Source organism: Pseudomonas sp. A34-9 (assembly GCF_029543085.1).
Taxonomy (GTDB): domain Bacteria; phylum Pseudomonadota; class Gammaproteobacteria; order Pseudomonadales; family Pseudomonadaceae; genus Aquipseudomonas.
The window spans coordinates 3600386-3624486 of record NZ_CP119967.1 but is presented as its reverse complement, the minus strand read 5'-3'; the positions used below and the strand labels follow the sequence as shown (position 1 = coordinate 3624486).

At 56.5% G+C, this 24101-nt stretch carries 21 protein-coding genes and 1 pseudogene; 13 read left to right on the top strand and 9 right to left on the bottom strand.

Features of this window, described 5'->3' with window-relative positions; all coding sequences use genetic code 11:
* Positions 1-9: 9 nt before the first annotated feature.
* The 9 genes from P3G59_RS16045 to P3G59_RS16005 all read left to right on the top strand — a co-directional run bounded on the left by P3G59_RS16045 (position 10) and on the right by P3G59_RS16005 (position 11783).
* Positions 10-1209, top strand: coding sequence for a dipeptidase (locus P3G59_RS16045; RefSeq protein WP_277758023.1), 1200 nt, complete (start codon positions 10-12; stop codon positions 1207-1209).
* 211 nt (positions 1210-1420) lie between these two features.
* On the top strand, positions 1421-2998 hold the full coding sequence (locus P3G59_RS16040) for an FAD-dependent oxidoreductase (protein WP_277758022.1): 1578 nt from the start codon (positions 1421-1423) through the stop codon (positions 2996-2998).
* Positions 2999-3089: 91 nt separating this feature from the next.
* Positions 3090-3587: a RidA family protein gene (locus P3G59_RS16035; protein WP_277758021.1), complete on the top strand. Its 498-nt coding sequence runs from the start codon at positions 3090-3092 to the stop codon at positions 3585-3587.
* 25 nt (positions 3588-3612) lie between these two features.
* Positions 3613-6081: a TonB-dependent receptor gene (locus tag P3G59_RS16030; RefSeq protein WP_277758020.1), complete on the top strand. Its 2469-nt coding sequence runs from the start codon at positions 3613-3615 to the stop codon at positions 6079-6081.
* Positions 6082-6084: 3 nt separating this feature from the next.
* Complete coding sequence (locus P3G59_RS16025) at positions 6085-7131, top strand: aliphatic sulfonate ABC transporter substrate-binding protein (protein WP_277758019.1); 1047 nt, start codon at positions 6085-6087, stop codon at positions 7129-7131.
* A 271-nt stretch (positions 7132-7402) separates the two neighbouring features.
* Positions 7403-8179, top strand: coding sequence for a 2OG-Fe(II) oxygenase (locus P3G59_RS16020; protein ID WP_277758018.1), 777 nt, complete (start codon positions 7403-7405; stop codon positions 8177-8179).
* A gap of 3 nt (positions 8180-8182) precedes the next feature.
* Positions 8183-8932, top strand: coding sequence for a tRNA-dependent cyclodipeptide synthase (locus P3G59_RS16015; RefSeq protein WP_277758017.1), 750 nt, complete (start codon positions 8183-8185; stop codon positions 8930-8932).
* Between the two features lie 78 nt (positions 8933-9010).
* Positions 9011-10438, top strand: a complete 1428-nt coding sequence (locus P3G59_RS16010; protein WP_277758016.1) for an MFS transporter — start codon at positions 9011-9013, stop codon at positions 10436-10438.
* The gene (locus P3G59_RS16005; RefSeq protein WP_277758015.1) at positions 10431-11783 is read left to right on the top strand and encodes an LLM class flavin-dependent oxidoreductase; all 1353 of its coding nucleotides are present in this window, start codon (positions 10431-10433) and stop codon (positions 11781-11783) included. Before P3G59_RS16010 ends, P3G59_RS16005 begins: the two co-directional genes overlap by 8 nt.
* 717 nt (positions 11784-12500) lie before the next feature.
* Here P3G59_RS16005 and P3G59_RS16000 read toward each other — a convergent pair.
* The 3 genes from P3G59_RS16000 to P3G59_RS15990 all read right to left on the bottom strand — a co-directional run bounded on the left by P3G59_RS16000 (position 12501) and on the right by P3G59_RS15990 (position 15982).
* A complete protein-coding gene (locus P3G59_RS16000; RefSeq protein WP_277758014.1) occupies positions 12501-13538 on the bottom strand; it encodes a GGDEF domain-containing protein in 1038 nt (345 codons plus the stop codon).
* Positions 13539-13721: 183 nt separating this feature from the next.
* Entirely contained in the window at positions 13722-14990 is a 1269-nt protein-coding gene (locus P3G59_RS15995) for a PAS domain-containing methyl-accepting chemotaxis protein (protein ID WP_277758013.1), read from the bottom strand.
* Positions 14991-15088: 98 nt separating this feature from the next.
* Positions 15089-15982 (bottom strand): hypothetical protein, encoded by an 894-nt coding sequence (locus tag P3G59_RS15990; protein ID WP_277758012.1) that lies wholly within the window; start codon positions 15980-15982, stop codon positions 15089-15091.
* Positions 15983-16287: 305 nt separating this feature from the next.
* Here P3G59_RS15990 and P3G59_RS15985 point away from each other — a divergent pair.
* Together P3G59_RS15985 and P3G59_RS15980 are read left to right on the top strand one after the other, a co-directional pair.
* Positions 16288-16386, top strand: a pseudogene (locus P3G59_RS15985) (VOC family protein); the annotation flags it as partial.
* Positions 16387-16543: 157 nt separating this feature from the next.
* Positions 16544-16729 (top strand): hypothetical protein, encoded by a 186-nt coding sequence (locus P3G59_RS15980; RefSeq protein WP_092280466.1) that lies wholly within the window; start codon positions 16544-16546, stop codon positions 16727-16729.
* A 114-nt stretch (positions 16730-16843) separates the two neighbouring features.
* On the opposite strand, the gene P3G59_RS15975 is transcribed toward P3G59_RS15980, so the two are convergent.
* Positions 16844-17275 carry a VOC family protein gene (locus P3G59_RS15975; protein ID WP_277757989.1) on the bottom strand — a complete coding sequence of 144 codons (432 nt, stop codon included), beginning with the start codon at positions 17273-17275 and terminating at the stop codon, positions 16844-16846.
* Positions 17276-17515: 240 nt separating this feature from the next.
* Positions 17516-18418 carry a LysR family transcriptional regulator gene (locus P3G59_RS15970; protein ID WP_277758011.1) on the bottom strand — a complete coding sequence of 301 codons (903 nt, stop codon included), beginning with the start codon at positions 18416-18418 and terminating at the stop codon, positions 17516-17518.
* A 123-nt stretch (positions 18419-18541) separates the two neighbouring features.
* Here P3G59_RS15970 and P3G59_RS15965 point away from each other — a divergent pair, with 123 nt between their 5' ends.
* The gene (locus tag P3G59_RS15965) at positions 18542-19972 is read left to right on the top strand and encodes an aldehyde dehydrogenase family protein (protein WP_277758010.1); all 1431 of its coding nucleotides are present in this window, start codon (positions 18542-18544) and stop codon (positions 19970-19972) included.
* Positions 19973-20405: 433 nt separating this feature from the next.
* Here the strand turns inward: P3G59_RS15965 and P3G59_RS15960 are convergent, their stop codons facing one another.
* From P3G59_RS15960 to P3G59_RS15950, 3 genes are read right to left on the bottom strand one after another with little or no spacing between them, the layout of a single operon-like run.
* Positions 20406-21455 (bottom strand): tyrosine-type recombinase/integrase, encoded by a 1050-nt coding sequence (locus tag P3G59_RS15960; RefSeq protein WP_277758009.1) that lies wholly within the window; start codon positions 21453-21455, stop codon positions 20406-20408.
* A 1-nt stretch (position 21456) separates the two neighbouring features.
* Complete coding sequence (locus P3G59_RS15955; RefSeq protein ID WP_277758008.1) at positions 21457-21699, bottom strand: DUF4224 domain-containing protein; 243 nt, start codon at positions 21697-21699, stop codon at positions 21457-21459.
* A complete protein-coding gene (locus P3G59_RS15950; RefSeq protein WP_277758007.1) occupies positions 21696-21992 on the bottom strand; it encodes a hypothetical protein in 297 nt (98 codons plus the stop codon). The genes P3G59_RS15955 and P3G59_RS15950 overlap by 4 nt, the downstream gene beginning before the upstream one ends.
* Before the next feature lie 35 nt (positions 21993-22027).
* On the opposite strand from P3G59_RS15950, the gene P3G59_RS15945 reads away from it, so the two are divergent.
* The gene (locus P3G59_RS15945) at positions 22028-23113 is read left to right on the top strand and encodes a hypothetical protein (RefSeq protein ID WP_277758006.1); all 1086 of its coding nucleotides are present in this window, start codon (positions 22028-22030) and stop codon (positions 23111-23113) included.
* On the opposite strand, the gene P3G59_RS15940 is transcribed toward P3G59_RS15945, so the two are convergent.
* A complete protein-coding gene (locus P3G59_RS15940) occupies positions 23114-24061 on the bottom strand; it encodes a DNA cytosine methyltransferase (protein WP_277758005.1) in 948 nt (315 codons plus the stop codon).
* Positions 24062-24101: the final 40 nt, after the last annotated feature.

Genomic DNA, 24101 nt, shown 5'->3' with positions numbered 1-24101 from the left:
AGGGCATGCATGCTCACTTCTTTTGCGCGCTGTTGCGCAGTGCTGTTGTGCCTGATCAGCGCTTTCACCCACGCCGGGGAAACCGTTACGCAACTTCACCAGCGTCTCACCGTCCTCGATAGCCACCTCGACACTCCGATGCAACTGGCGCGTCCCGATTGGGACATCACCCAGCGGCACAGCTTCGACACCGACCTGTCCCAAGTGGACTTGCCGCGCATGAAGGAGGGCGGGCTGGACGGTGGCTTCTGGGCGATATTCACCCCGCAGGGTCCACTCACCGCCGAAGGCCGGACACTGGCCAGCGAGCATGGCCTGGCGGTGATCACCCGCATTCGCGACATGGTAGCGGCGCACCCCAAGGATTTTGCCTTGGCGTTGCGCGCCGAAGACGTACCGGCCATCGTCGCGCGCCAGCAGCGGGTGGTGTTTATCAGCATGGAAAACGCCGAGCCGCTGGCGGCTGATCTGCAACGATTGCAGACCTATTACCGACTGGGTTTGCGCATGCTTGGGCTGGTGCATGCGGCCAACAACGATTTCGCCGATTCAGCCACCGCGTTGCCGCAATGGCACGGCTTGAGCCCGGCCGGTCGAGCCCTGGTGGTGGAGGCCAACCGGCAGGGGATTTTGCTCGATGTCTCGCACGCCTCGGACCAGGTGTTTGACCAAGTGCTGGAGCTATCCAGTGCCCCGATCATTGCTTCGCACAGCAGCAGTCGGGCGATCACGGCGCACCCACGCAACCTCGACGACCAGCGCTTGCGCCGGTTGGCGGCGAAGGGCGGTGTGGTGCAGGTCAACAGCTTTCCCGGTGACTTGATCAACCACGAGCCCAACCCCGAGCGCGACAAGGCGCTGGGCCCGCTGTATCGCGAGTTTCGACTGGCGGCGAGCCTGAGCCCGGCCGAGGTGGCGGACCTGGCAGCGCGTATCCACGAGGTCGAAAACCGCTACCCGCAACCGCAAGCAAACCTTGATGATTTCATCAAGCACCTGCTGCACATTCTGCAAGTCGTCGGCGCCGACCATGTCGGGATCGGTGCTGACTGGGACGGCGGCGGCGGGGTGCAAGGCTTGAGCGATGTGTCGCAGTTGCCGCGAATTACCGAGCGCTTGCTGGCGGCGGGTTACAACGAAAGGGATGTGGCAAAGATCTGGGGCGGGAATTTGCTGCGGGTGCTGAGCGAGGCGCAGCGCAGACATTGATCGGGTTGAATCGACTGACGATGTGACTATGCAATCGCCGCAGAATCACCTGCGCCGAATATGACACAAATTAATATTTGCATATGCTTAAAATGTATTTCTCTTATTAAAGAGTGCCCCCTAGGATGGCTTCGCATAGACCCAAGTGACTGTACAAGTTGCCGGGCTATAACCGAATGCACTATCTATCCGCCAGGCAGGGAGCGCTTGAATGCCATTGACCAGAAGACAATTGATCGCCCGTGTCGCCGCCGTCGGCGGTCTTCAGGCGGCCTCCGCGGTGATGGGCATGCTCGGTGTGACCGACACGGCGCAGGCCGCTGCGGAGAACTACGCCGCGTTGCCCACCGCCCGTGTTGGTCAAGGTGCCAGCGTGGTGGTGATTGGTGCCGGCATCGGCGGCCTGGTCAGCGCCTATGAGCTGAAAAAGGCCGGTTTCAACGTCACGCTGCTGGAGGCCCGTGATCGTGTTGGCGGACGCAACTGGACGGTACGCGGGGGTGATCGTGTCGAGTACACCGACGGCAGCGTGCAGGTCGCGGACTTCGACAACGGCTTCTACCTCAACGCCGGCCCCGGTCGCCTGCCTAGCCATCATCAGTTGATGCTCGGCTATTGCCGCGAGCTCGGGGTGGAGCTGGAAGTGCTGGTCAACACCAGCCGCAACGCACTGGTGCGACCCGACCTGAATCAACCGGCGATCCAGATTCGCCAAGCCGTGAACGACAGCCGTGGACACTTCTCCGAGCTGCTGGCAAAAGCGGTCAATCGCCACGCGCTGGATCAGGAACTCAGCCTCGAAGACCGCAGCAACCTGCTGAGTTTCCTCAAGACCTGGGGCGATCTCTCGGACAAACTCGAGTACGTCGGTTCTGCTCGCTCCGGGTACAAGGTATGGCCGGGCGCCGGTGATCAACTCGCACAGAAAAAAGATCCGCTGCCGTTGCAGACGTTGCTCAACCCGGCGTTGACCACCGCGTTGATGATTGATGAATACCCGGAATTTTCGCCGACCATGTTTCAGCCGGTGGGCGGTATGGACCGCATTCCCAAGGCCTTCGCGCGGCACCTGAAAGCAGCGCTACGCCTGAACGCCGAAGTGCGCTCGATCACTAATCAACCGGACTTCGTCGAGGTCGCTTATCTGGACCGACGCAGTGGCCACGAACAAAAAATTCGTGCTGATTACGTGATCAGCGCGTTGCCGCTGCCACTGCTGGCGAAGATCGACAGCAACCTCGCGGCACCGGTGCGCCAAGCCATCGCCGCCGTGCAATTCGGCTACGCGAACAAAGTCGCCTGGCAGTCGCGACGCTTCTGGGAAAGCGATTATCAGATTTACGGCGGGCTGTCATTTATCAATCAGGAAGCTTCGGGCCTGTGGTACCCCAGCGGTGGTTTCAACCAGGCGCAAGGGGTGTTGGTGGCGGCTTATAACAATGGCGAAACGGCGCGCAAGTTCGGCGAGAAAAGCCTTGATCAGCAGATAGCGATTTCCCGTCAGGCCGTTGAATTGCTGCACCCCGGCCACAGCCATGAACTGCGCAAACCCTTGGCCATTGCCTGGGCGAAAATTCCGTACAACCTTGGTCCGTGGATCAATCACGAAGTGGCCGATCCCGATTACAGCTTGCTCAACCAACCGCAGGGTCGGGTGTACCTGACCAGTGACGGCCTGGCGCACAGCGGCGTGGGGATCTGGCAGGAAGCGGCGGCCGGTGCGGCGCGGCGGGTAGTGCGCAATCTTTTCGAGCGGGCGCAAGGCTCGCCTATCAAGCAAACGGCCTGAAAAAGCCGCGCTTTCATTCAAACAGCCACACACGATTTGCCAGGTAGCGGACCTCCGAGGCTGGCATTAAACAACCTTGGAGTGTCTTTGCATGTCTTTGAAAAAAACTTTGTTGGGGATGGGGATCCTCTTTGCGGCCAGCAACACCCTGGCCGCTTCGATTTCGCGGGTGCCGTCCACGTACCCCAACTCACCGATCCTGCAATCGGTGACGCTCGCCGCGAATACCGAGGTCACGTATCTCTCGGGCCTGCTCCCCGATCCGGTCGATCCCAAAGCCCCGAAAGATCAGGTGCGTGCCGTCGGCAATACCGAAGCGCAGACCCGCGTGGTGCTGCGCAAGGTCGAGAGCATTCTGGCGAGCCAGGGGTTGAAACTGGCCGACGTGGTGCAACTGCGGATCTATCTGGTGGGCGATCCGGCGTTGGGCGGCAAGCTGGATTTCGACGGGCTGCAAGTGGCCTTCCGCGAGTTTTTCGGTACCGAACAACAACCGCTGAAACCCGCGCGAACCACCGTGCAAGTGGCCGGACTGGTGTTGCCCGGTGCCTTGATCGAAGTCGAAACCGTTGCCGCTAGGTCGCAATGAGCGCCGTCAGAAAAGGATCTTAGTCATGCGTTCAATTTTGCATAAAACCCTGTTCGGTGCTGCGCCCCTGAGCTTCGGCCTGCTCGGCATGGCGGTGCCCTCCGTACTGTTCGCCGCCGATGAAACCCTGGGCACCGTGGTGGTCACCGGGGTCCGCGGCAGTCAGCAGCGTACCGTCACCGACAGCCCGGCGCCGATCGATGTGATCGACAGCGAACAACTGCGCACCATCGGTCAGAATGGTCTGAAAGAAATGCTCGGGCGCCTGCTGCCATCGTTCAACGTACCGACCATCAACGGCGGCGGTACTGCGTTCCTGGTGCGCGGGGTGAGCATGCGTGGCCTTGGCGGCGATCAGGTGCTGGTGTTGATCAACGGCAAGCGTCGTCACAACTCGGCGCTGATCAACAACGGCGCCCGCGTCGGCAACGCCTCGGTGCCGGTCGACCTGGACCTGATTCCCACGGCGTCCATCGAGCGCATTGAAGTGCTGCGTGACGGCGCGGCGGCGCAGTACGGCTCCGATGCCATTGCCGGGGTGATCAACATCATCCTCAAGCGCAATGCCGAAGGCCTGACGTCCGACACCAGCGTCGGCCAGTACTACGACGGCGATGGCACCACCGGCCATGAGGCGTTCAACTGGGGCTCGGCACTGGGCGAAAACGGCGGCTTTTTCAACCTGTCGTGGGACGGCAAACTGCAAGAGCCTTACGAGCGCTCCAGCGCTGCCACCGGCCAGTTGTATTTCAATCAGCCCAACGGCACACCCGACTCGCGTGAAAGCAATCGCCAAGGCTGGGGCACCGAGTACGGGCTCGGCCGCGATCGCACCACCAGCGTCGCCTATAACGCCGAGTTGCCGTTGCAGGACGATCTGAAGCTGTATTCGTTTTCGACCTTGAGCTACCGCACCAGCAACAAGGACCTGGGCCACCGCAAACCCACTGACATTACCAGCCTCAACGGTGTGCCGGATGCGCCGTACCCCAATGGCGGGCAGGCGCGACGGGAAATCCACGAGGTGGACTTTCAGGTGGCCGGTGGTGCCAAGGGCGCGCTGGGCAACTGGGATTGGGATCTGTCGAGTACCTACGGCAAGGATCGCGCGGTGCTCGACACCGACAACAACCTGAACATTTCCAACGGCCCTTACGGCCAGCACGACTTCCACCTGGGCAATCTGATTTTCGATCAGTGGACTAACAATCTCGACTTCACCCAAGCGCTGGATATCGGCTGGAGCAGCCCGCTGGAGACCTCGTTCGGCGTCGAATATCGATGGGAGAAGTACGCGCTGGAGGAGGGCGAACCGAACGCCTACAACTATGGCAGTTATGTGCCGGCAGTCGGGCGATTCGCCGGCGTGCGTCCGGACCCGGGCCTGTTTTCGGTGAACGGCACAACACCGGATGACGCCTATGACTTGCAGCGTCACAGCGAAGCGGCCTATCTGGACTTCGGTCTGAACATCACGCCCAACTGGTACGTCGGTGCGGCCGGGCGCTATGAAAAGTACAACCTTGGCGTGGGCGACACCACCAGCGGCAAGCTGACCACGCGTTACGAGTTTCTGCCGGGTTACGCAGTGCGGGCCGCGGTCAGCAATGGCTTCCGCGCACCGTCGCTGGCGCAAAGTGTCTTCTCCACCACCAGCACCGTGACCCAGTTCGGCGCCAACGGCACCACCAGTTCAGTGCGCACCAAGCAAATGCGTCCGGATTCAGCCGAAGCGATCGCCCTGGGCGCCAAAGACCTGGAACCGGAAACCTCGCGCAACTACAGCCTGGGCTTTACGGCGGAACCTGCCGAGCGCCTGCGTTTTACCGCTGACTTTTACCTGATCGACATCGACAAACGCATCCTGCAGACCGGTTTGCTGCAAGGTGCCGCCGTCTCGCAGATCCTCGTCGAAAACGGACTGGCGCCGAACCTCGCCGGCCAGTATTACACCAACGCCGCCGACACCCGCACCAAAGGTGTGGACCTGGTGGCCGATTACAGCCAATCGTTTGGTGAGTACGGCACGGCGAAATGGAGCATCGCCTACAACCACAACAAAACCACGATCCGTGACCTGGCCGACACCCCGGCAGCCCTGGCGCGGTTAGGTTCCAGCTACCTGTTGTTCGACCGGCAGCAACAGATCGACCTGACCAAGTCGACGCCCAAAGACAAGTGGATTCTGTCGACCAACTACAAGGTCGGCGACTGGACCACCAACCTGCAACTGACGCGGTTCGGCGAGTACACCGAAGGCTCGAACATCCCGGCCAACGATCGTACTTACAGCGCCAAGTGGATCACCGATATCGACGTGGCCTACGACGTCACCAAAAACCTCACCGTGGCGTTGGGCGCCAACAACCTGTTTGATGAATACCCGGACAAGATCGGCCTCAAGGCTTGGGCCGGCACCTACGAATACGGGATGTTCTCGCCGTACGGTCTGGGCGGCGGGTATTACTACAGCCGCGTCAGCCTGGCGTTCTGACCGATGACCCAACACACATCCGCTGGCAACGAACGTTTCACCGACGATATTGGCGGCGCCACCCAAATCCGTGGGTGCCGGCTTGCTGGAGATAAGGCCCGTAACGCGGTTGCAAAACTCGGCGGGCTGTCGATGCTGGTGCTCATGATTTCGGGCTTGAGCACCCCGGTCGTGGCCGATGACACTTTGCGTGTTTCCAGCCAAAAGCAGTCGCTGAAAATCTTGCTGCAAGCGGCCGGTGAACTGGAGAATCTGCCTTACCCGATCGAGTTCGCCTCGTTCGCCGCTGCCGCGCCCACCGCCGAAGCATTGGCGGCTGGCGCAGTGGATTTCGGCAGCCTTGGGGACGCGCCGTTCGTGTTTGCGGCGGCGGCCGGAGCGCCGATCAAAACGGTCGGGGTGATCAAGGTCAACGTGACGCAAACCGCGGTGGCGATTGTGGTCAATCAGCACTCGCCGCTGACGGACGCCGCGAGCCTGAAGGGCCAGCGCATTACCACCACCCGTGGCTCCATCGGGCATTTCATGGCACTGGCGGCGCTGCGTTCGGCGGGGCTGCACGGCCGTGATGCGCAGTTCATTTTTTTGCAACCCGGCGAGTCCCGCAGCTTGCTGGCCAACGGTCAGGCAGACGCCTGGTCGACCTGGGATCCTTACACCAGCATGGTGCAAATGGAAGGCGGCACGCGGGTGCTGGTCAGTGGCGAAGGGCTGTTTGCCGGGCACATGTTGTTGGTCGCCAACGACAACGCCATCCGTGACAAATCCCTGCAAATTCGTGACCTGCTCAAACGGCTCGATCGCGCCTATGCCTGGGCTAACCACCATCAGGAGGCGTTCTCGAAAATCCAGGCGGGCTACAGCGGTTTGCCGGTGGAGATCCACGAACGCTCCAATCGCTTCGCCGTACCGCATCGTATTCCGATTGCGCCAGCAGTCGTTGAAGATGTGCAGCACACCGCCGATCTTTATCGAGAGGAAGGCATTATTCAGAACTCATTTAATGCGCCGGCTTACTTTGATGAGCAATTTAACGAAGTGACAAATTGATGACTGTTTGAATGAGGGTGATCAATTAGAGCATTCGAATAATGTGCGTTACTTAGTTTAACTATCAGTATTTTTAATAATCTTTAGCTCGAATCGTCAAGGATCGGTGCAGGGCTCTATTTGCCTGATTTTTGATACGTTTTTTAGTTGGGTAGTTAGAGATAAACGATATTTCACAAGCCTGGGGCAATTACCTAAGGTTGCCTTGAAACAATTTGAAAGATTTGCCCGGTCTGTCCCGTCGTTACTTCCAGGGAATGAGGAAGCTTGAATGTTTACAGTCATTACTGCCGACCAACTTGAAGCAAGGCATATTCTTGATGTCGTGGAAAAACGCTCTTATGGCGTGCAACTAAAAGGCTTTTGTCCACCGGACACCTTGCAGGTCGCACGCGATCATTTATTCCGCCCTGAATTGCGCAGCGCCTTTACCGAGCAGCAGGAATTCGTTCGGATCGGCAAGGCTTACATCGAAATCCAGGATGAGCAGAGCCGTGCCGACTATCACGCTCAGGCCCACGCCAACATCCGCCGGATTCGCAACTTGTTCCGGCCACTGGCTTCACCGATCGACGAGCTGCGTTTGCTGCTCGATGAAGTCTGGCCCCACGGTGCGCACCTGTTGCAAGTGGATGGGCAAAAATGCTTCGTCGGCATCGCCCGCTTCCAGGGCAGCGGCGTCGACCTGACACCACACACTGACAATCTGGAACGCAATGCCCCTCAAGGGCACCACCCGAAATTGCTCACGCAGTTGTCGACCAACATCTATCTGGAAATCCCCGAGGACGGTGGCGAACTCGAGATCTGGGGTATCGAGCCGGACGAGGAAGAATACCAGCGCCTGCGTGGCGAACGCGCCTACGGCATCGATCGGCATTTGCTACCGCCACCGGACTTTGTGATCAAGCCCGAGCCTGGCGACCTGATCCTGCTCAACCCGCGGTTGATCCATGCGGTGCGCCCTTCAGCGAGCAGCACCCGCGTGACACTCGGCGTCTTTATCGGTTTTTACGGCGAACACCAGCCTTTGGCCTACTGGAGCTAACTCATGAGCAACACACAGGAAATCAACCTCAAGGCCTATTTCAACAAGGGTGGCGAAGAGCACGAATTTGAAGGTAAGCGGGTGGTGTTGGCGGTCAGTGTTGGCCAGGAGTATCACGAAGACCAAAAGCTGCGTTCGACCATCCACTTGATCAATCAGTCGGGCTTCAGCCACGTCAAAGTCGTGGTCGCCGACACCTTGCAGCGCCATAACAAGCACGGCAAATCCCCCGGCGAAGCGCTGTCGGCATCCATCCGCGACGGCGACGCCTGGCTGGCACGCAATCAGCAGATTCTCGACGGTTTGCGCGTGCCCTATCACATCACCCGCTGGAACCAGGAACTGGCAAGCGACCAATACGCCGAACTGCGCCAGCAACTCAATGTGATCTACCAAGAGCGTCAAGAGTTGCGCGAAGCGATCGAAAGCACCATCGCGGTGTTTACCGAGCGTTTGCGATTGCGTGACGAACACGCCGACATCACGCGTGCCGCCAACCAGTGCCGCGAATACATCCTCGAAGAAATCCCGATCATCCTGCCGCTATGGGCCGCCGAGGGTTACGACTACGTGCTGTATCCGCAGCAGATGACCGCCGCGATGGCCACCAGCCGTGACCTGCTGATCGAGCCTTACAGCCCGGACCGCGTGCGCTGGTTGCCGTTGAAATTCAAGAAACGCGGGATCCCGATTCCCTTCACGCTGCCTGGGGCGATTCACCCGAACTGGTCGAGTGGCGCGATCGCGATTTGAAGAAAACGGCGCAGCGTGAGCTCCTGCCGTTATGCACCACCGTACCGCTGTTTTTATTCAATTGAACAAGGAGTTTCCATGAGCGTTTTTGCGCAACAGCAACGCAAATGGTGGGCATTGCTCGGCGTGAGCATTGCCAGTTTTCTGGGCTGCGTCGATTTCACCATCGTCAACACCGCACTGCCGGCGTTGCAGCAGGATCTGGGGGCGGACGTCGACCGTTTGCAGTGGGTTATCAATGGTTTCATTCTGGCGCTGTCGAGTTTTATGGTGCTGGTCGGGCGGCTGGCGGATGTGCATGGGCGCAAACGCGTGCTGTTCATCGGTCTGAGCCTGTTTGGCCTGGCTTCGTTGGCGGCCGGTCTGGTCGGCGACATCGACCAGTTGATCGCCGCGCGAATCGTCCAAGGCCTGGCGTGCGCGGTGCTCTACACCGCGTCCGGCGCCATTGTTTCCAGCACGTTCGACAGCGCCGAACAAGGCAAGGCATTCGGTGTGCTGTTCGGCGTCAATGGCATCGGACTGGCCATCGGGCCAGTATTGGGCGGCGTGATTACCAGTGCGTTCGGCTGGCAATGGATTTTCCTGATTAACGTGCCGTTGGTGCTGCTCAGCCTGGCGATTTGTAGCGTCAGCGTCGATGAGTCCCGTGCTGAGCAGACAGGCACCCGGCTTGATTGGCTGGGGGCGATTTTGTTGTTGGTCGGGTTGCCAAGCCTGGTGCTGGTGATCGTGCAAGGCGCAGCGTGGGGTTGGCGTTCGCCGGTTACGCTGGGCTTGATCAGTCTGGCGGTGCTGGCGCTCTGGGCGTTCATTGAGGTCGAAAAACGTGTCGCGGCACCGATCATCGACTTGCGGTTATTCGCCAACCGGCGCTTCGTGGCCGCGGTGACCGCCAGTTTCGGCCTGGCGCTGTTTTACTGCGTGGCGTTTTTTGTCATGCCGCTTTACCTGGCATTGATTCGCGGCGAAAACGTTCAGGCCAGCGGTCTGTTGCTGTTGCCGACCACACTTGGGGTCGCGGTATTGTCACCGCTTGTGGGGCGGTTGGTGGATCGCAAGGGGCCGGCGTTGCTGATCAAGACCGGGTTACTGCTGTTTGTGGTGTCGGCGTTGTTGCAGGCTGGCTTTGATCGCCAGACGTCCCTGGCCTATGTCCTGGCCGCGTTCGTGGTCATGGGCCTGGGCTGGGCGAGCATTCTCGGGCCGTCGACGGTGTTGGGGATTTCTTCGGTGCCGCAGCAGGTCGGTTCGGTAGCGATGGGGTCGCTGATGACGTTGCACAACGTAGGTGGCGGTCTCGGGTTGGCGGTTGGCGTCGGGATTTATCATCATTTTTCCGCACTGCCGCTGGATGATGTGCCGGGCGCGTTCCTCAATGGCTATCGTGCGGTCATGGTGTTTCTGGCGGTGGCCAGCCTCAGTGTCTGGGCCTCGGTGGCGTGGTTGCTGCGCAGGGCAAAAACGGCGCAGGCACTCGCCGGAGAAGGGCCGGGTCATGGCTGAACGTACGGGGCAAATACGCCTTGGGGCCTTTCTGTCCGGCTCCGGGGCGCACGGTGGCAGTTGGCGTCACCCACAGGCGGATGCCGATGCTTCGCTGAATTTTCAGCGCTATCGGCACTACGCGCAAACGCTGGAACGAGGCTGCTTCGATGCCTTGTTTCTCAATGACAATGTTGCCGTGGGCAACCTCGATCCACGGGTGCTCAGCCGCACGTCTTACAGCCTGCGCTGGGACCCGTTGACGCTACTGCCGGCGCTAGCGGTGTTGACCGAACACATCGGCCTGATCGCCACCGTCAATACGTCGTACAACGAGCCCTATAACGTCGCGCGCAAGTTCGCTTCACTCGATCACCTGAGCGGTGGTCGTGCCGGGTGGAACCTGGTAACCGGTTTGATTGGCGGCGAAAATTTCAATCATGCCCAGCCCTTGGCGCACGCTGATCGTTATGCCCGGGCCGAAGAGTTTTTCGACGTGGTAACAGGGCTCTGGGACAGCTGGGCCGATGATGCGTTTGTGCGCGACAAGGTCACAGGCACCTGGCTCGATACCGAGAAAATGCACGTGCTTGAGCATCACGGCCAACACTTCCAGGTTCGCGGTCCATTGAACGCGCCGCGCCCCCTGCAAGGTTGGCCGCTGATCGCTCAGGCCGGCTCGTCTGGCCCGGGTCGAGAGCTGGCGGCGCGCAGCGCTGAACTGGTGTTCACCGCTCAGCAAACCCTGGAGGAGGGCAAAGCTTTTTACGCCGGACTCAAGGAGCGTTTGCCGCACTATGGGCGACACGTCGGGCAGTTGAAGATCTTTCCGGGCATTGCGCCAACTGTCGGCCGAACCCTCAACGAGGCCGAAGAAAAGTACCAGCAGTTGCAAGAACTACTCGACCCCGAAGTGATGCTCAAGAGCTTGTCCTGGCTGCTTGACCTGGGCATTGATCTGTCGGACTTGCCATTGCACGCCGTGGTGCCGTTGCCGGAACATCTCGCGCCGACGCAACGGCACCAGAGCCGACAGCAACTGGTGCTCGATCTGATCCGTCGCGAGCGACCGACGGTCGCGCAACTGCTGCGCAGCCTGTCAGCCAGTGGGCATAAGGTTCAGGTCGGCACACCGGCGCAGATCGTCGACGAACTGGCCACCTGGTATGAAGAATATGCAGCGGATGGCTTCAATGTGCTGTTCACTCATCTCCCGGGTGCCATCGATGATTTTGTAGATCTGGTGGTGCCTGAATTGCAACGGCGCGGGCTATACCGCACCCATTACGAAGGCCGCAGCCTGCGGGAAAACCTCGGGCTGCAACGGGTGGGAAATCGCTTCTTCGAAAGCACGAAACCAGCGTAGCAGGGGGGGGGATTGGTTTTTCAGGCGGCAGAACGCCCGGGGAAAGTCGCTGAAACACAGCTCGTTATGGAACGCGTCCACAAAAGTAATGGAACACGTCAGTGGGGGCGTAGATTTTCTCAAACCCCAGAAACGACAAAGCCCTGAATAATCAGGGCTTTGTCGTACATAAGATGGCGGAGGCGATGGGATTCGAACTCATGGACCTGTTACAGTCGACGGTTTTCAAGTCCGAAGATTAATCTTTATATTTCAATGCCTTACCTTGTATTCGTTTCCGCTAGGCGGTATTCATTAATGCTCTGGAGGCCTCTGAAATCAAGGGGTGGACACTTATTTGCGGAAACGAATTTGGCCGGTTATTTGGCGTTCTGGGTAGGCTCAAATCGCCCTAGACTTCAAGCTGCAATCGAGAGACTGTGCTTGATGGAAAGCGATTTTCATCTGAAGTGAGATTTGCAACCAACCTGGTCAGCCGTAATAGGCAGGACACGGCCAAAAGCGGACGTCGGCAGGCGACTGCTACCGGCCAAAAGCAGACGCTCAGCGATGGGGGCTAAACGATGTCTCCGCCCCCGTCAGGAGCTTGAGAAAGCTTTCAGCTTCTGAACGGTTCTGGAACATTAAAGTGAAGGTGCCCAGCGTAAGCAAGCAACAAGGGGGAGATTCGATTTCTTCGAAAACGATTTTCACAGACGTCCTCCAGTCAAATCTTAATTACGTAGTTACAGGAAGTAGCGGTTTGACCTGCCTTCCATTCTGAAACACCCGATCCTTACCATCATGCTTCGCTTTATACATATTGCTGTCGGCGCATTTGAGCACTGCTGACATGTCCGATGTCGCTCGAAACTGCGCGACGCCCGCGCTGCAAGTGAACTGATGCGGAGGCAATACACTGCAACGGATATTGGCCAGCAGGCGCAATGCGTATTCATTAGCAACCGCATCATCTTCGCCTAACAACAAGACACCGAATTCCTCACCTCCAATCCGCCCGACACTGTGGCTGCCAGGGGTGGATTTCAGGCACGCGGCCATGGCACACAAAATCTTGTCACCGACGTCGTGACCGTACTGATCGTTTTTTAATTTAAAGCCGTCAATATCCAACATTATAAAGTAGCCGCTGTGACCTTCTGTCAATGCATTTTGGAAGATCCCCATAAAGGCCCTTCGGTTAAGTAAGGAGGTGAGAAAGTCTGTCTCCGCCAGTGTCCTGAATTCACTTTCGACCAACAACACTGACCGCATATTTCTTAGATAGGTAAAGCTGAGAGTAAAACCGATGGACATGGAAGCAACGCAAAAAATGACCAGATAAACTTCCAGTTCCCGGTAAAAGCCAACGTCCAAAGCGGGCCACATCAGTATCCAGACCAGCAATGTAGACAGAAGATAGTCCTGAACCGTGACGAATAAGATCGCACTGCTTACCACGATGATCACAGCTAAGGGCAGCGTAAAGACGCGCAGCTGCACATTGGTGTCAATCACATGCGCAAAGCCGAGTGACAAAATCAATATATAGACGCCGCCGAGCATTCTCCATATGCGGAAATCAGCAACTACGCGATGAACGTACCAGATAACCAACAACGATGCTGTAACCAACAGATTTGGCAGATTTAACGTTGTCGCAGGCTCAATCAGCAACACACAAAGCCAGGAAACAATTCCCGCCATTTCAATCTTGGTTACCGCTGGTGACAGCAGCGTTCGCATTCTTGGTCTGATTTTGAAAATCGCCGGCATTCCTAAACTCCTTTTCCGAAACGACCTGAATGTGATGTCAACGTCTGGGCAATACCTGATCAATGAAGTAAGTGTGTTCCGGCATCCAAACGCCAGTTATCAATCGGAAAAACTGCACGCAAAAACCTCCATATTGCTTTCACCATAGAAGGAGGAGGCGTTACCGCAACGCAGATAGAGCGTTCAATGCAGATCGCTGGTGACTCTACCAATGGCTTTCACTACTTGCTTTGCGCCTGATTGGATAGCTGCCATCGCCATACCTGCCTGTTCGGACAACTCCAATAAAACGTCGGCTTGGTCTCTGCTGCACTGGACATGCAACGCTGCTTCGCCGGCCAATTCTCGATTTTGCCTGACCACGCCGTTAATCTCCTGCGTGGCCGCACTTGTACGACCGGCGAGCTTGCGCACTTCATCCGCCACAACAGCGAATCCTCGCCCATGCACTCCAGCGCGTGCAGCTTCGATAGCGGCGTTAAGCGCCAAGAGATTGGTCTGGGTGGCGATGGCGCCGATCGTGTCGACGATGGAACCGATCAACTGCGACTGCGACTCCAGCGCGGTCATGCTGTCGGTCACCAAGGCCATCTGTTGGGCAATATTCTGTGTGCCGAGCACGGAGTCGGCGACCAGTTCCATACCTCGGTTAGCTTTCACATCGGTATCTAGCGACACGTCGTAAGCCATGGTCGCTGCTTGTTTGATTCCGTCGGCTTTTTCAACTTGCTCGGTCACTACGCTGGCGAATTTGGCAATTTTATAAACCCGACCGGAAGCGTCTCTGATAGGATTGTAAGTAGCCTCCAGCCAAACCACTTTTCCGCTTTTATCTACCCGGCGAAAGCGACCAGCGTTAAACACGCCCTTATTAAGACTATTCCAGAACTCGGCGTAATGCGACGAAGCCACGTCCTCCGCCAGGCAGAACAGGCGGTGATGCTTGCCTTCTATCTCCGCAAGGCTGTAACCCATGGCCTGGACGAACGATTCGTTGGCGTAGACGACCTCACCCGCGAGACTGAACTGGATGATCGCCATCGAGCGGTTCAGTGCGCTGAACATTTCGATGACCTCCTGTTCGTCCCGCGCCAGCGGTGGTGCAACCATGCCGTAGCCTTGAAACGTCCGGTTCGCTGCAGCGATCCAGGCTATATTGAGTGTCACAGCACGGCCGTCGGAGGCACGATAGCGTTGCCGTTCGATGGCGCACAGGTTGGGTGCAAAATCATTCTGCGGTTCCGCGTTGATGTTATTCATCGCCATATTTGAAAGCTGTTCCAGCGAGTATCCCAGCGTTTGCGCAAACCGCTGGTTGGCCGAGATAATCCGGCCAGCTCCATCGACACGTACTGAAAGAAAAACCGCTTCGATGTCGGCGACTGTCCCGAGCGCCAGGCACAATTCCTCTTGGCAGGTAAAAAGAGCATTCTTCAACTGGCGATTAAACACGCTCAACTCCGACATAAACGATTACAACATAAAGGACATTGCTCAGTGATTAAATCGCTCCCCAAGGGGACGATCGAATAACAAGCGAACTCATCGCGCTAACGCCCACAAACACTGCAAATACCGCTAGTCTCGTTTTCCACTTCGCTCTCATCAACTCCCAACTCCATGCTGACACGGGCAACTGCAAAGTAGATTGACATGGCCCGCCGCATCAATTCGAGAAAGGCAGGACTTAATTCCACCAAACGTTTGTCGCATTTGAAATACCCCTGTAACTGGCCTTCTTTGATCATGCGCTGCATATGCGTTTTTGACACGCCCAGACGCGATGAAAGCTCAACGTAAGAGGATACGTTGTAGCCGGTCTCTAACGAGCCGGTGCGCAGGGCATCGGCATAGAGTGCGAGCATTGGCAGATGACCGCCGTCCCGGTTGAGAATCCATTTCGCTTCAGGCAACAGCTTATCGAGCAGGAAGTCACCTTCAAGTATCTTGGCAAACCCTCGAAAATATACGCGCAACAGGTCAGCATTCTTCCCCAAACCCGACAACCAACTGTCGTATGGAGAGATCATTTGCGAAGGAAGCAAATACGATTTTATTAGCTGCACGGTATTGCTTAGCGCTTTTTCCGTAGGTCGGAAACTACGTTGACGTCCATCCTGGACATGTAACCGAACATCCATATATCCGGCGATGGACAAAAATGAACAATAAGAGTCCAGGCTGTTTCGAGACATATAGCCACGTTCTTGGCAGAATGCCTTTACTTTGGATAAAGGAGCTTCCTCGTCTTTGTAGCTGAAGCTCAATAAAGACAGGGCAACCATGAACCGATCATATTTCAACAAATTTTTATAAAATGAAGGCTTTTCTCGATAGCTTTCCATGACCAAATCGAAATGCAGAAGAACCGCTTCATCTATATTGCCTCGGGTCATTTCGGAACTGGTCTCTTTCAAATACTCAAGCAGATCAGTCTTGTTCATCAAAGTTACACAACCCTTAATCCGTAATATCAAAAAGCTACCAGTCGTAATACGCACAGTATATGCGTATCCGAACCGCTGGCAGGTTCACCCCAAAAATGTTTTATGACCTGACGCGCTTCGATCGCCGCTCATCCGAGCGTGTCTTATCGATAACCACCGGCCTAAACATGCGCTGCGTGCATGAGTCCCTTCGACCAATAGCAGCCATCAACGCGTCACTCTAATTCCCGTCCGCCCTTGCATCATGATGCTCGCCACGATCCCCTCGTGGCACCGAACTATAGTTGGAGGATCTAACCCTTCTTGGAGTGGGCCATCGTGAATTCATCGTCCAGGATCCCGACGGTTATCTCATCAGGTTGGTAGAGCGGTTGGGTGAGAGGCTGATTTGCTCAATCTGAATTTGAATCTGAGTCAAGCCGATAGTCAGATTTAGGGTTAAGCGGACGTAGTTCAACGTGCGCTAATGGCCAACTGCTGCCCTTCGCAGCGGACAGCAATCGGCCAATAGCGGACGCTTCTGACGTCTCATGGAAAACCGGCAAGGAGAAAGGGCCAATGGACTTCATTATCGATTTGATAGCTCATCGAATTGGCGTGTTTGTGTTGGGCTTGCTGAGTGGCGGCCGTTTCAAGGGTGAGAGTGGTTTTGCCTGGGGCTGGGCAGTTGTCGTCGGTGGACTGATTCTGCTATCTCCATTCGCAGCATTCATAGCTGTGCTCATCTATACCAGTGGCCCGTGAGTTAATGTTTGTAATGTTCAGAAACTGCATTTCTCAAACGGTAGCTCTTGGCCGGTCGCTGCCTCAGCGACCGGCTAAAAACGACCCTAAACGGACGATCGCCTTAGCCTGAGTTCAAATTGAACAAACCGGGCGCTCTCCCAAACGCTCTACCAACCTTACGAGATAGCCATCGGGATCCTGGACGATGAATTCGCGCTGACCGACTTCTACATTGTTAGCCCGATACCAGGTGTCTTTGCATTCTCGATAGAGTGGAAATCCAGCCAGACCAAGTTTTTGGATGATCGGGCCGACAGCCACAACGTCAATCTGGAGGTTGATTCCTCTTCCAAACGGCTTGGTCAGGTGGGCAGTTAGCCATTGGCCTGCGTCCGGGTCAGCCTGCTCAAGCATTACTTGCGCACCGTTCAAGTCGAGGTAAGCGAATCCGTCTTCTGGCCGTTGATAAGCCACTTCAAGTCCCAGGCAAGAAACCCAAAAGGCCAAACTGCTATCCAGGTCAGTGACCATTAACTCTGGAACCAGTTTGCTACGTTCGAACATGAGATGACTTCCATTTCAATCGGCTCAATCGCCGGGGGTGAGCAGTGTAAAAATCTGATTCGCGAAATCAGGCTGTGCTCTTCTGGCACGGCGCCATGGGAGAAGGTGGCGAGCATCATGATGCACGGTCGGCTGAGTATTATCGAGTCGAGTTGAATGGCGGCTTCTGGCCGTTAACGGTCGATCGCGGACGTCTGCTTTTGGCCGAAGGGGGGACGATAAAAAGGCGGCGGAACATTATCAAACCACCGTGGGCCGCAACTCCTGCGCCAGTTCAATCAGTGCGCGCAATCGCGCCGGCACGAAGCGATGGCCCGAGTAGTAGAGCCTCAACCCGCCAAACGACGGGCACCATGGCATTAACACCGGCACCAGGGCGCCGCTCGCCAGTTCTTCTTGGATGAACCACTCGGAAATGAAACCAATGCCAAGGCCCAACACCACGGCCTGTTTGATGGCCAGCAACTCGTTGGAGGCGAAGCGCACCGGCAGATCCATCTGCAGCTTTTGGCCATCGCGCTCCAATTCCCACTGGTAGAGGCCACCGTGGGCCATGCGCATGCAGATGCTCTCGTGGGTGAGCAGATCTCGCGGATGCTCGGGCACGCCGTAGCGTTCGAGGTACTCGGGCGTTGCTACTACGAGCATCCGGATGTCACCTGACAATGGCACGGCAATCATGTCTTGCGGCACAGACTCCGCCAGGCGGATCCCGGCGTCGAAGCCACCGGCGATGATGTCGACCATGCTTGATTCGCTGACGATGTCGATGCGCACTTCGGGATAGCGCTGAGCGTACTGCTTCAATAGCGGATCCAACAGCAGGTAGGCCGCGCCATGCGGTGCATTGATGCGCAATGTGCCGCTGGGTTCATCGGGGCCGAGGCTGGCTTCTTCGCCGGCACTTTTGATCTGCGCCAACGCAGGGGCGATACGTGCCACATAGCGTTGCCCAATGTCGGTGAGGGCCACGCTGCGCGTGGAGCGATTGAACAGGCGCACTTTCAGGCGTGCTTCCAGGCCGGCCACCGCGCTGCTCACGGCGGTAGTGGACATGCCCAATTCCTGTGCTGCGCCGCGAAAACTGCTGCGGCGCGCCACGGCCAGAACCACTTCCAGCTCGGTCATTCCTGTTCTGTGCATGGATTGTCCTGAATATGCGGATGCTTCATAAGCCAAAGGGTGGCTTATCGGAATAATGAACCCTTCTTAGACTTCATCACAGAGGCTCGATTCAGGCGAGTCGTTTTTGAGCGAGGAGTCGCCATGCAACTCATTGAACATATCTACATCGACGGCGAGTTCGTCATTCCGCACGGTCAGGAATGGTTCGACCTTCATAACCCGAGCACCGAGGAAGTCATCGGTCAGGTTCGGCTGGGCGATGCATTGGACGCACAGCGTGCGATCGCAGCCGCCAAGGTTGCGTTCCCGGCGTGGGCTCGTACTAGCCGGGGGGAGCGCATTGCGGCACTGCAACGCATGCACCGGGCCATGGCGGCAAGGGAGGAGGAACTGTTGGAAGCCATCCTCGTGGAATACGGCGCGCCTGCGGTTCGCGGGCGCTGGATGGCGACTTATCCGGCCGATGTGATTGCGCAAGCAATCGATGCACTGGAGGCGTTCGATTTCGAGGAACAGGTCGGCGTGGCCAGGGTCATTCTGACGCCCGTGGGCGTGACCGGTCTGATCACGCCCTGGAACAGCAATGCGGGCTTCATCTGCAACAAGCTGGCCACCGCGCTGGCGACAGGCTGCACCGCTGTCATCAAGCCCAGCGAAATGAGCGCGTTGCAGACGCAGGTCGTGGTCAGGGCGTTGCACGAAGCGGGGCTGCCACCGGGTGTATTCAATGTCGTCAACGGACGGGGCGATGTGGTTGGCGAGGAGATCGTCCGTCATCCCGACGTTGCCAAGATCTCGTTCACGGGTTCGTCCGCTGTCGGTCAGCATCTGGTAAGAACCGGTGCCGACACCATGAAGCGCGTGACGCTCGAATTGGGCGGCAAGTCCCCCACCGTGGTGCTTGACGATGCTGATTTCCAGGCGGTCATGCCGTTGGTGCTGCAAGCCGGATTTCTCAACAGCGGCCAGGCTTGCATCGCGGGCACTCGCATCCTCGTGCCGCGCAGCCGGCTGGCAGAGTTCGAGCGGATTGCGAAGGAGGGTGTCTCACAGATTCAATCGGGCGATCCACGCAGCGCCGACACCGACATCGGTCCGATGGTGAGCCAGAAACAATGGGAGCGGGTGCAGCGCTACATCCGTACCGGCCACGAAGAAGGCGCGAGGTTGCTGGCGGGTGGCGAAGGTCGCCCGGAAGGCTTGCATGCCGGATGGTTCGTGAAGCCCACGATCTTCACTGATGCCACCAACCGGATGCGCATCGCGCGTGAGGAAATTTTCGGCCCCATGCTGACGATCATCCCCTACGAGGATGATGCCGATGCGATCAGCATTGCCAACGATACGGACTATGGGCTGAGTGCCCTGGTGCTGGGAAAAAGCTCCGAACGTTGTATGAACGTCGCCCGTCAGATCGATTCGGGACGCGTGCTCATCAACACCCTGGCCCACGAACCGCGTGCCCCCTTCGGTGGATTCAAGCATTCAGGCCTTGGGCGCGAAATGGGCAGGTGGGGGATGAGCGCGTATTTGGAGCCAAAGACGTTGATCAGCTATGACCCATTGAAATGACTGGGTCAGGTTCCTGTCTGGGAGCACTGGATGGGGAATGGCAGTTAGCGTCCGCTTTTGGCCGGAAGCTGCCAGTTGAATACAGCTACATCCGCGGGTGTGTCGAGTTCGAACAAGTGATGTCGGAAGGGTAGGGTTGCGGAAATGACCGAAAAGATGCGGAAATGATCCAGAGGGGACGGAACCGAATTTTTCTAAATGCCAGAAACGACAAAGCCCTGAATAATCAGGGCTTTGTCGTACATAAGATGGCGGAGGCGATGGGATTCGAACTCATGGACCTGTTACAGTCGACGGTTTTCAAGACCGATATGCAAGGCCAATGAAACCGGGGTCTGTAGCCGCTTTTCGTTACGATACGTTTATTTTTTGACACCTCTACAGACCGCATTCTACAAGGGGCGGATTTTGAGTTTTGTAACGGTTTTTGGAGCTATTTCGATGGCTTGGCAATGGCGCCAATTCGTCGATAGACGCGCTCGGTAATGTCTCCTTTGGTGTGCCCCAAGAGTAGGCTCGCATCGCCGACGTCGAGGATTTCCGACGCCGCTTTCGGCCTGATGTCTCTGAACTGGAAGCCTCCGATTTTCTCCGCCAGCTGGACATCGCCTTTTTCGTTGGCCTCTTTCTTGGCTCTTTCTCTAGCGTCGTCCCATCGATCGCGAAGCATCTTCGCCGTCATCCGTTTGCCGCGCGAGCTCACGATCAAATAGCTGCAAATGTGTTGAGCATTGCGCTCGGCCATTTTCCCGATCAGCAAGCCTAGGCTGTTTGATTCATCACCGTCAGTCATCTGGATACGCAGCTTTTTGTGTGTCTTGTTCTGCTGAACACCCAAGTAATTTCCCTCGACATCGTCCTTCCTCATGACCAAGACATCTGCCGGTCGTTGCCCGGTCAGATATGCCAAGTCCATCGCGTCTTTCAGCTCTTGAGCTGCCTTCATGTAAACAGCATCCCAAACCACATCGTTTGCGTAATAGTCCCTCGGTGTTTCTTTGTTTTTTCGCACGCCCTGGCAGGGATTTTCTTTGGTCGTCAGTCCCCATTCCCGAGCGATGTTGAAGACGTGCGATAGTGTCGCAATCTCCCGATTTGCTCGAACCTTGGCCGTCCGCGCGTCGCGGTATCCGGCGATCGTTGCAGGAGTGATCGAGTCGATGGGCGCGCCGTCGAACATCGGCCGGAGCTGCTTAATCTCCGAAAGGTTGTCTCTCTGCGTGCGCGGCGCTTTCTTCGATACTATGTCGCGGATGTATCGGTCGAAGATGCCTTTCATGGTGCGCAGATCGAGCGGCTTTTCCTTCGCCTCCAGGTCCGCCCATTTGATCCTAGCCAAGTCTAGATCCTTGCCCAGCGGGATAGCCTTGCCGGTCATGTCCAGGTAGTAATAGGCGATCCACACCTTTCCGCTCTTCCGTTTTCGTGTCCACTGATACATCCTGGGAGGCAAATTGCGGGTTTCGATCTTGCGGGGGCGCATATCAGTTCACTCGCGAGAAGTCAGGCGTCCACACCGGGGCCGCCGGCGGCGGGTTCAGATCGGTAATCGTGGAGCTGATCATGCCCAGCTTCATTCGGGCGTACATCCGACCAACCAGTGGGCGCTTGCCGCGGCTTTCGACGAACATCCATTGTCGATCAATCAGCCAGCGACGTTGATATGCCCGGGCTTTGTAACCGGTAAGCTCGGCCAGCTCTTCATCCGAGAGGATTTCAGTTTTCATTTTGTTGCTCCATGCCGAATGCACCGGCAGCAGGTGGTAGTGAATTGTTCAATCCAAGCTTTGAAAAGCTGCGCGCCTGTATGGCGAACTGCGGGACATGCTTTTTGTTGCCCCCAACAATGAGTGGCTTTGTTGAGCTGAACACGAGTAGAGTTCGACTTAACCAAAACTACTAGTTGGGGCGCGCAGCATTTGGCTTCTAATCGGGTAGGATTTTTAGCGATGCCGAAGCAGGAATTGTTTTCAAAAAATGTCAATTTACGGTAGCGTTTGTTGAGCTGGTTCTTGGTCATATTTCAAATCGATAAAGAAATCATGGAGGTTGAAGTTGAACTCGATTAAGTTAAAGGAGTGGCTGGGTGAGACCCTGCCGAAGCATGAGTTGTTGGCCAGATCTGTTTCGTCAATCGTGGAGAACTTGCTGAAAAGCAACTCCGTAGACTATTTGGCCGTAACTAGTCGTGTAAAAGATGTCGAAAGTGTCGTTAAAAAAGTAAAAAGGAAGGGGTACAAGGATCCGGCGTCGCAACTCACTGATCTCTCAGGGATAAGAGTAATTGTTTTTTTTGAGTCTCAGGTTGAAAAGGTTTCTAATTTGATTAGCGACGCTTTTAATGTTGATTTAAAAAACTCGAGCAACAAAGATGCTTCTTTGTTAGTTAATCAGATCGGATATAGGTCATTGCATTTTGTATGTGATTTAGGTTCAAAGAGGCAGGGGCTTCCCGAGTATGAAGGACTTGATGGGCTGAAGTTTGAGTTCCAAGTGAGAACTGTTTTGCAGCACGCTTGGGCCGAGTTGGCGCATGATAGGAATTATAAATTTTCCGGAAAGTTACCAAAGGCGGCGGAAAGGAAGCTGTACTTGTATGCAGGGATGCTGGAAATTGCTGATAGAGGGTTTGATGAGCTATCAAGTGAAATTGATACCTATATTCAGGATGTTCAGCGCGAGGTAACGGCAGGGGACTTGAATATGGAAATAAACTCAATAAATTTGCTGGAGTTTGTTGAGGATTGGTCGAGAACTCGTGGCTTTCCTTTAGAGCATCTCGAGTTGAAAGATGGGTTGGGTGATTTGATAGAGGAGCTCCGGCTTTTTGGTGTTGTTACACTTGCGGAACTAAATGAACTTATACCAGATGACTATGTTAAGCGATCAAAAAATGCCGGAGTTACGACGACGATTTATGGCGTTGTTAGAGACTGGATGCTCATTTCGGACTGGCAACGCTACCGTGATAATGTTCCGCTGCGATGGGCGCTTACGCTAGGTGATGATGTAATCGTAATTGATTATTTGCCAGCAGCAGAGCGCGCTGCTTTCATCTCGGCATTTCAAGACACTGCTGAGGAAGAATCGGACGAGTCCGATGAGGTGGATGAAGAGTGTCTGGAGGAGGCAAGTCAATAACTATGAAGGGTAACTTAGCGAACTCATGATTCGGATACCAATCCATTCCGCGATCGGAACTGCTTTGCTGTTCCCGATCGCCCTGTATCGGGGTCCATCCGGGCATTCACTTGAAGGCTTTCCATACCATGGTATCCGTGTGTAATCATCTGGAAACCCCTGACAACGCTCCCATTCTATTACGCTTGTTCGGCGCACACCCTCGGGCTCCAATACATATGCCTCTCTGTCATCGAGAGAGCCTCCCCCTTGTGCCGTGAGAGTAGGATGAACTGCGAGCTTCTCCGGCCATCCCGGCGGCCGATCCCTGCGAGGGCCTTCGCGCTCAAAAAGTACCTCGGTGGGATCGAATTCGTCTCGAGCACTTGCGACAACGAACACACGGTGGCGTCGTTGGGCCAGGCCGAAATATTGGGCGTCCAGGACCCGCCACGCGATTGTTCTTTTGGGTCCATACACACAACCAGCGTCCGGCCATTTTTTCCCTGAAGGCTGCAGTTCGCAGTTTTCCCCAGCAAGCGCGCCAAGAAAGCATCCGAAGGCGTTGCCTTTGTCGCTGAGGACGCCGGGGACGTTTTCCCAGACGATGATGCAGGGCGGCTTTCGCTGACCTGCTCGAACATAGTCAACTGCATCTGCAAGCTCCACGTATTTGATGGTGAGGGTGCCGCGCGGGTCGGTGAGGCCTTCGCGCATGCCTGCCACGCTGAACGCCTGACACGGTGTCCCGCCGACTAGTATGTCCGGCGCGGCGATCTCGCCGGCCAGCACCTGGGCGCCGAGTTTGGTCATGTCGCCGAGGTTCGGAGTGTTCGGGTAGTGGTGAGCCAGCACTGCGCTGGGAAACGCTTCGATCTCGGCGAACCAAGTGGCGCGCATGCCGAGCGGCTTCCAAGCAAGCGTTGCCGCCTCGATGCCGGAGCAGACGCTTCCGTAGGTTATGGGCATAATGGCTCCTGGCCGGTACGGTTCATAAACCTCCTATGGA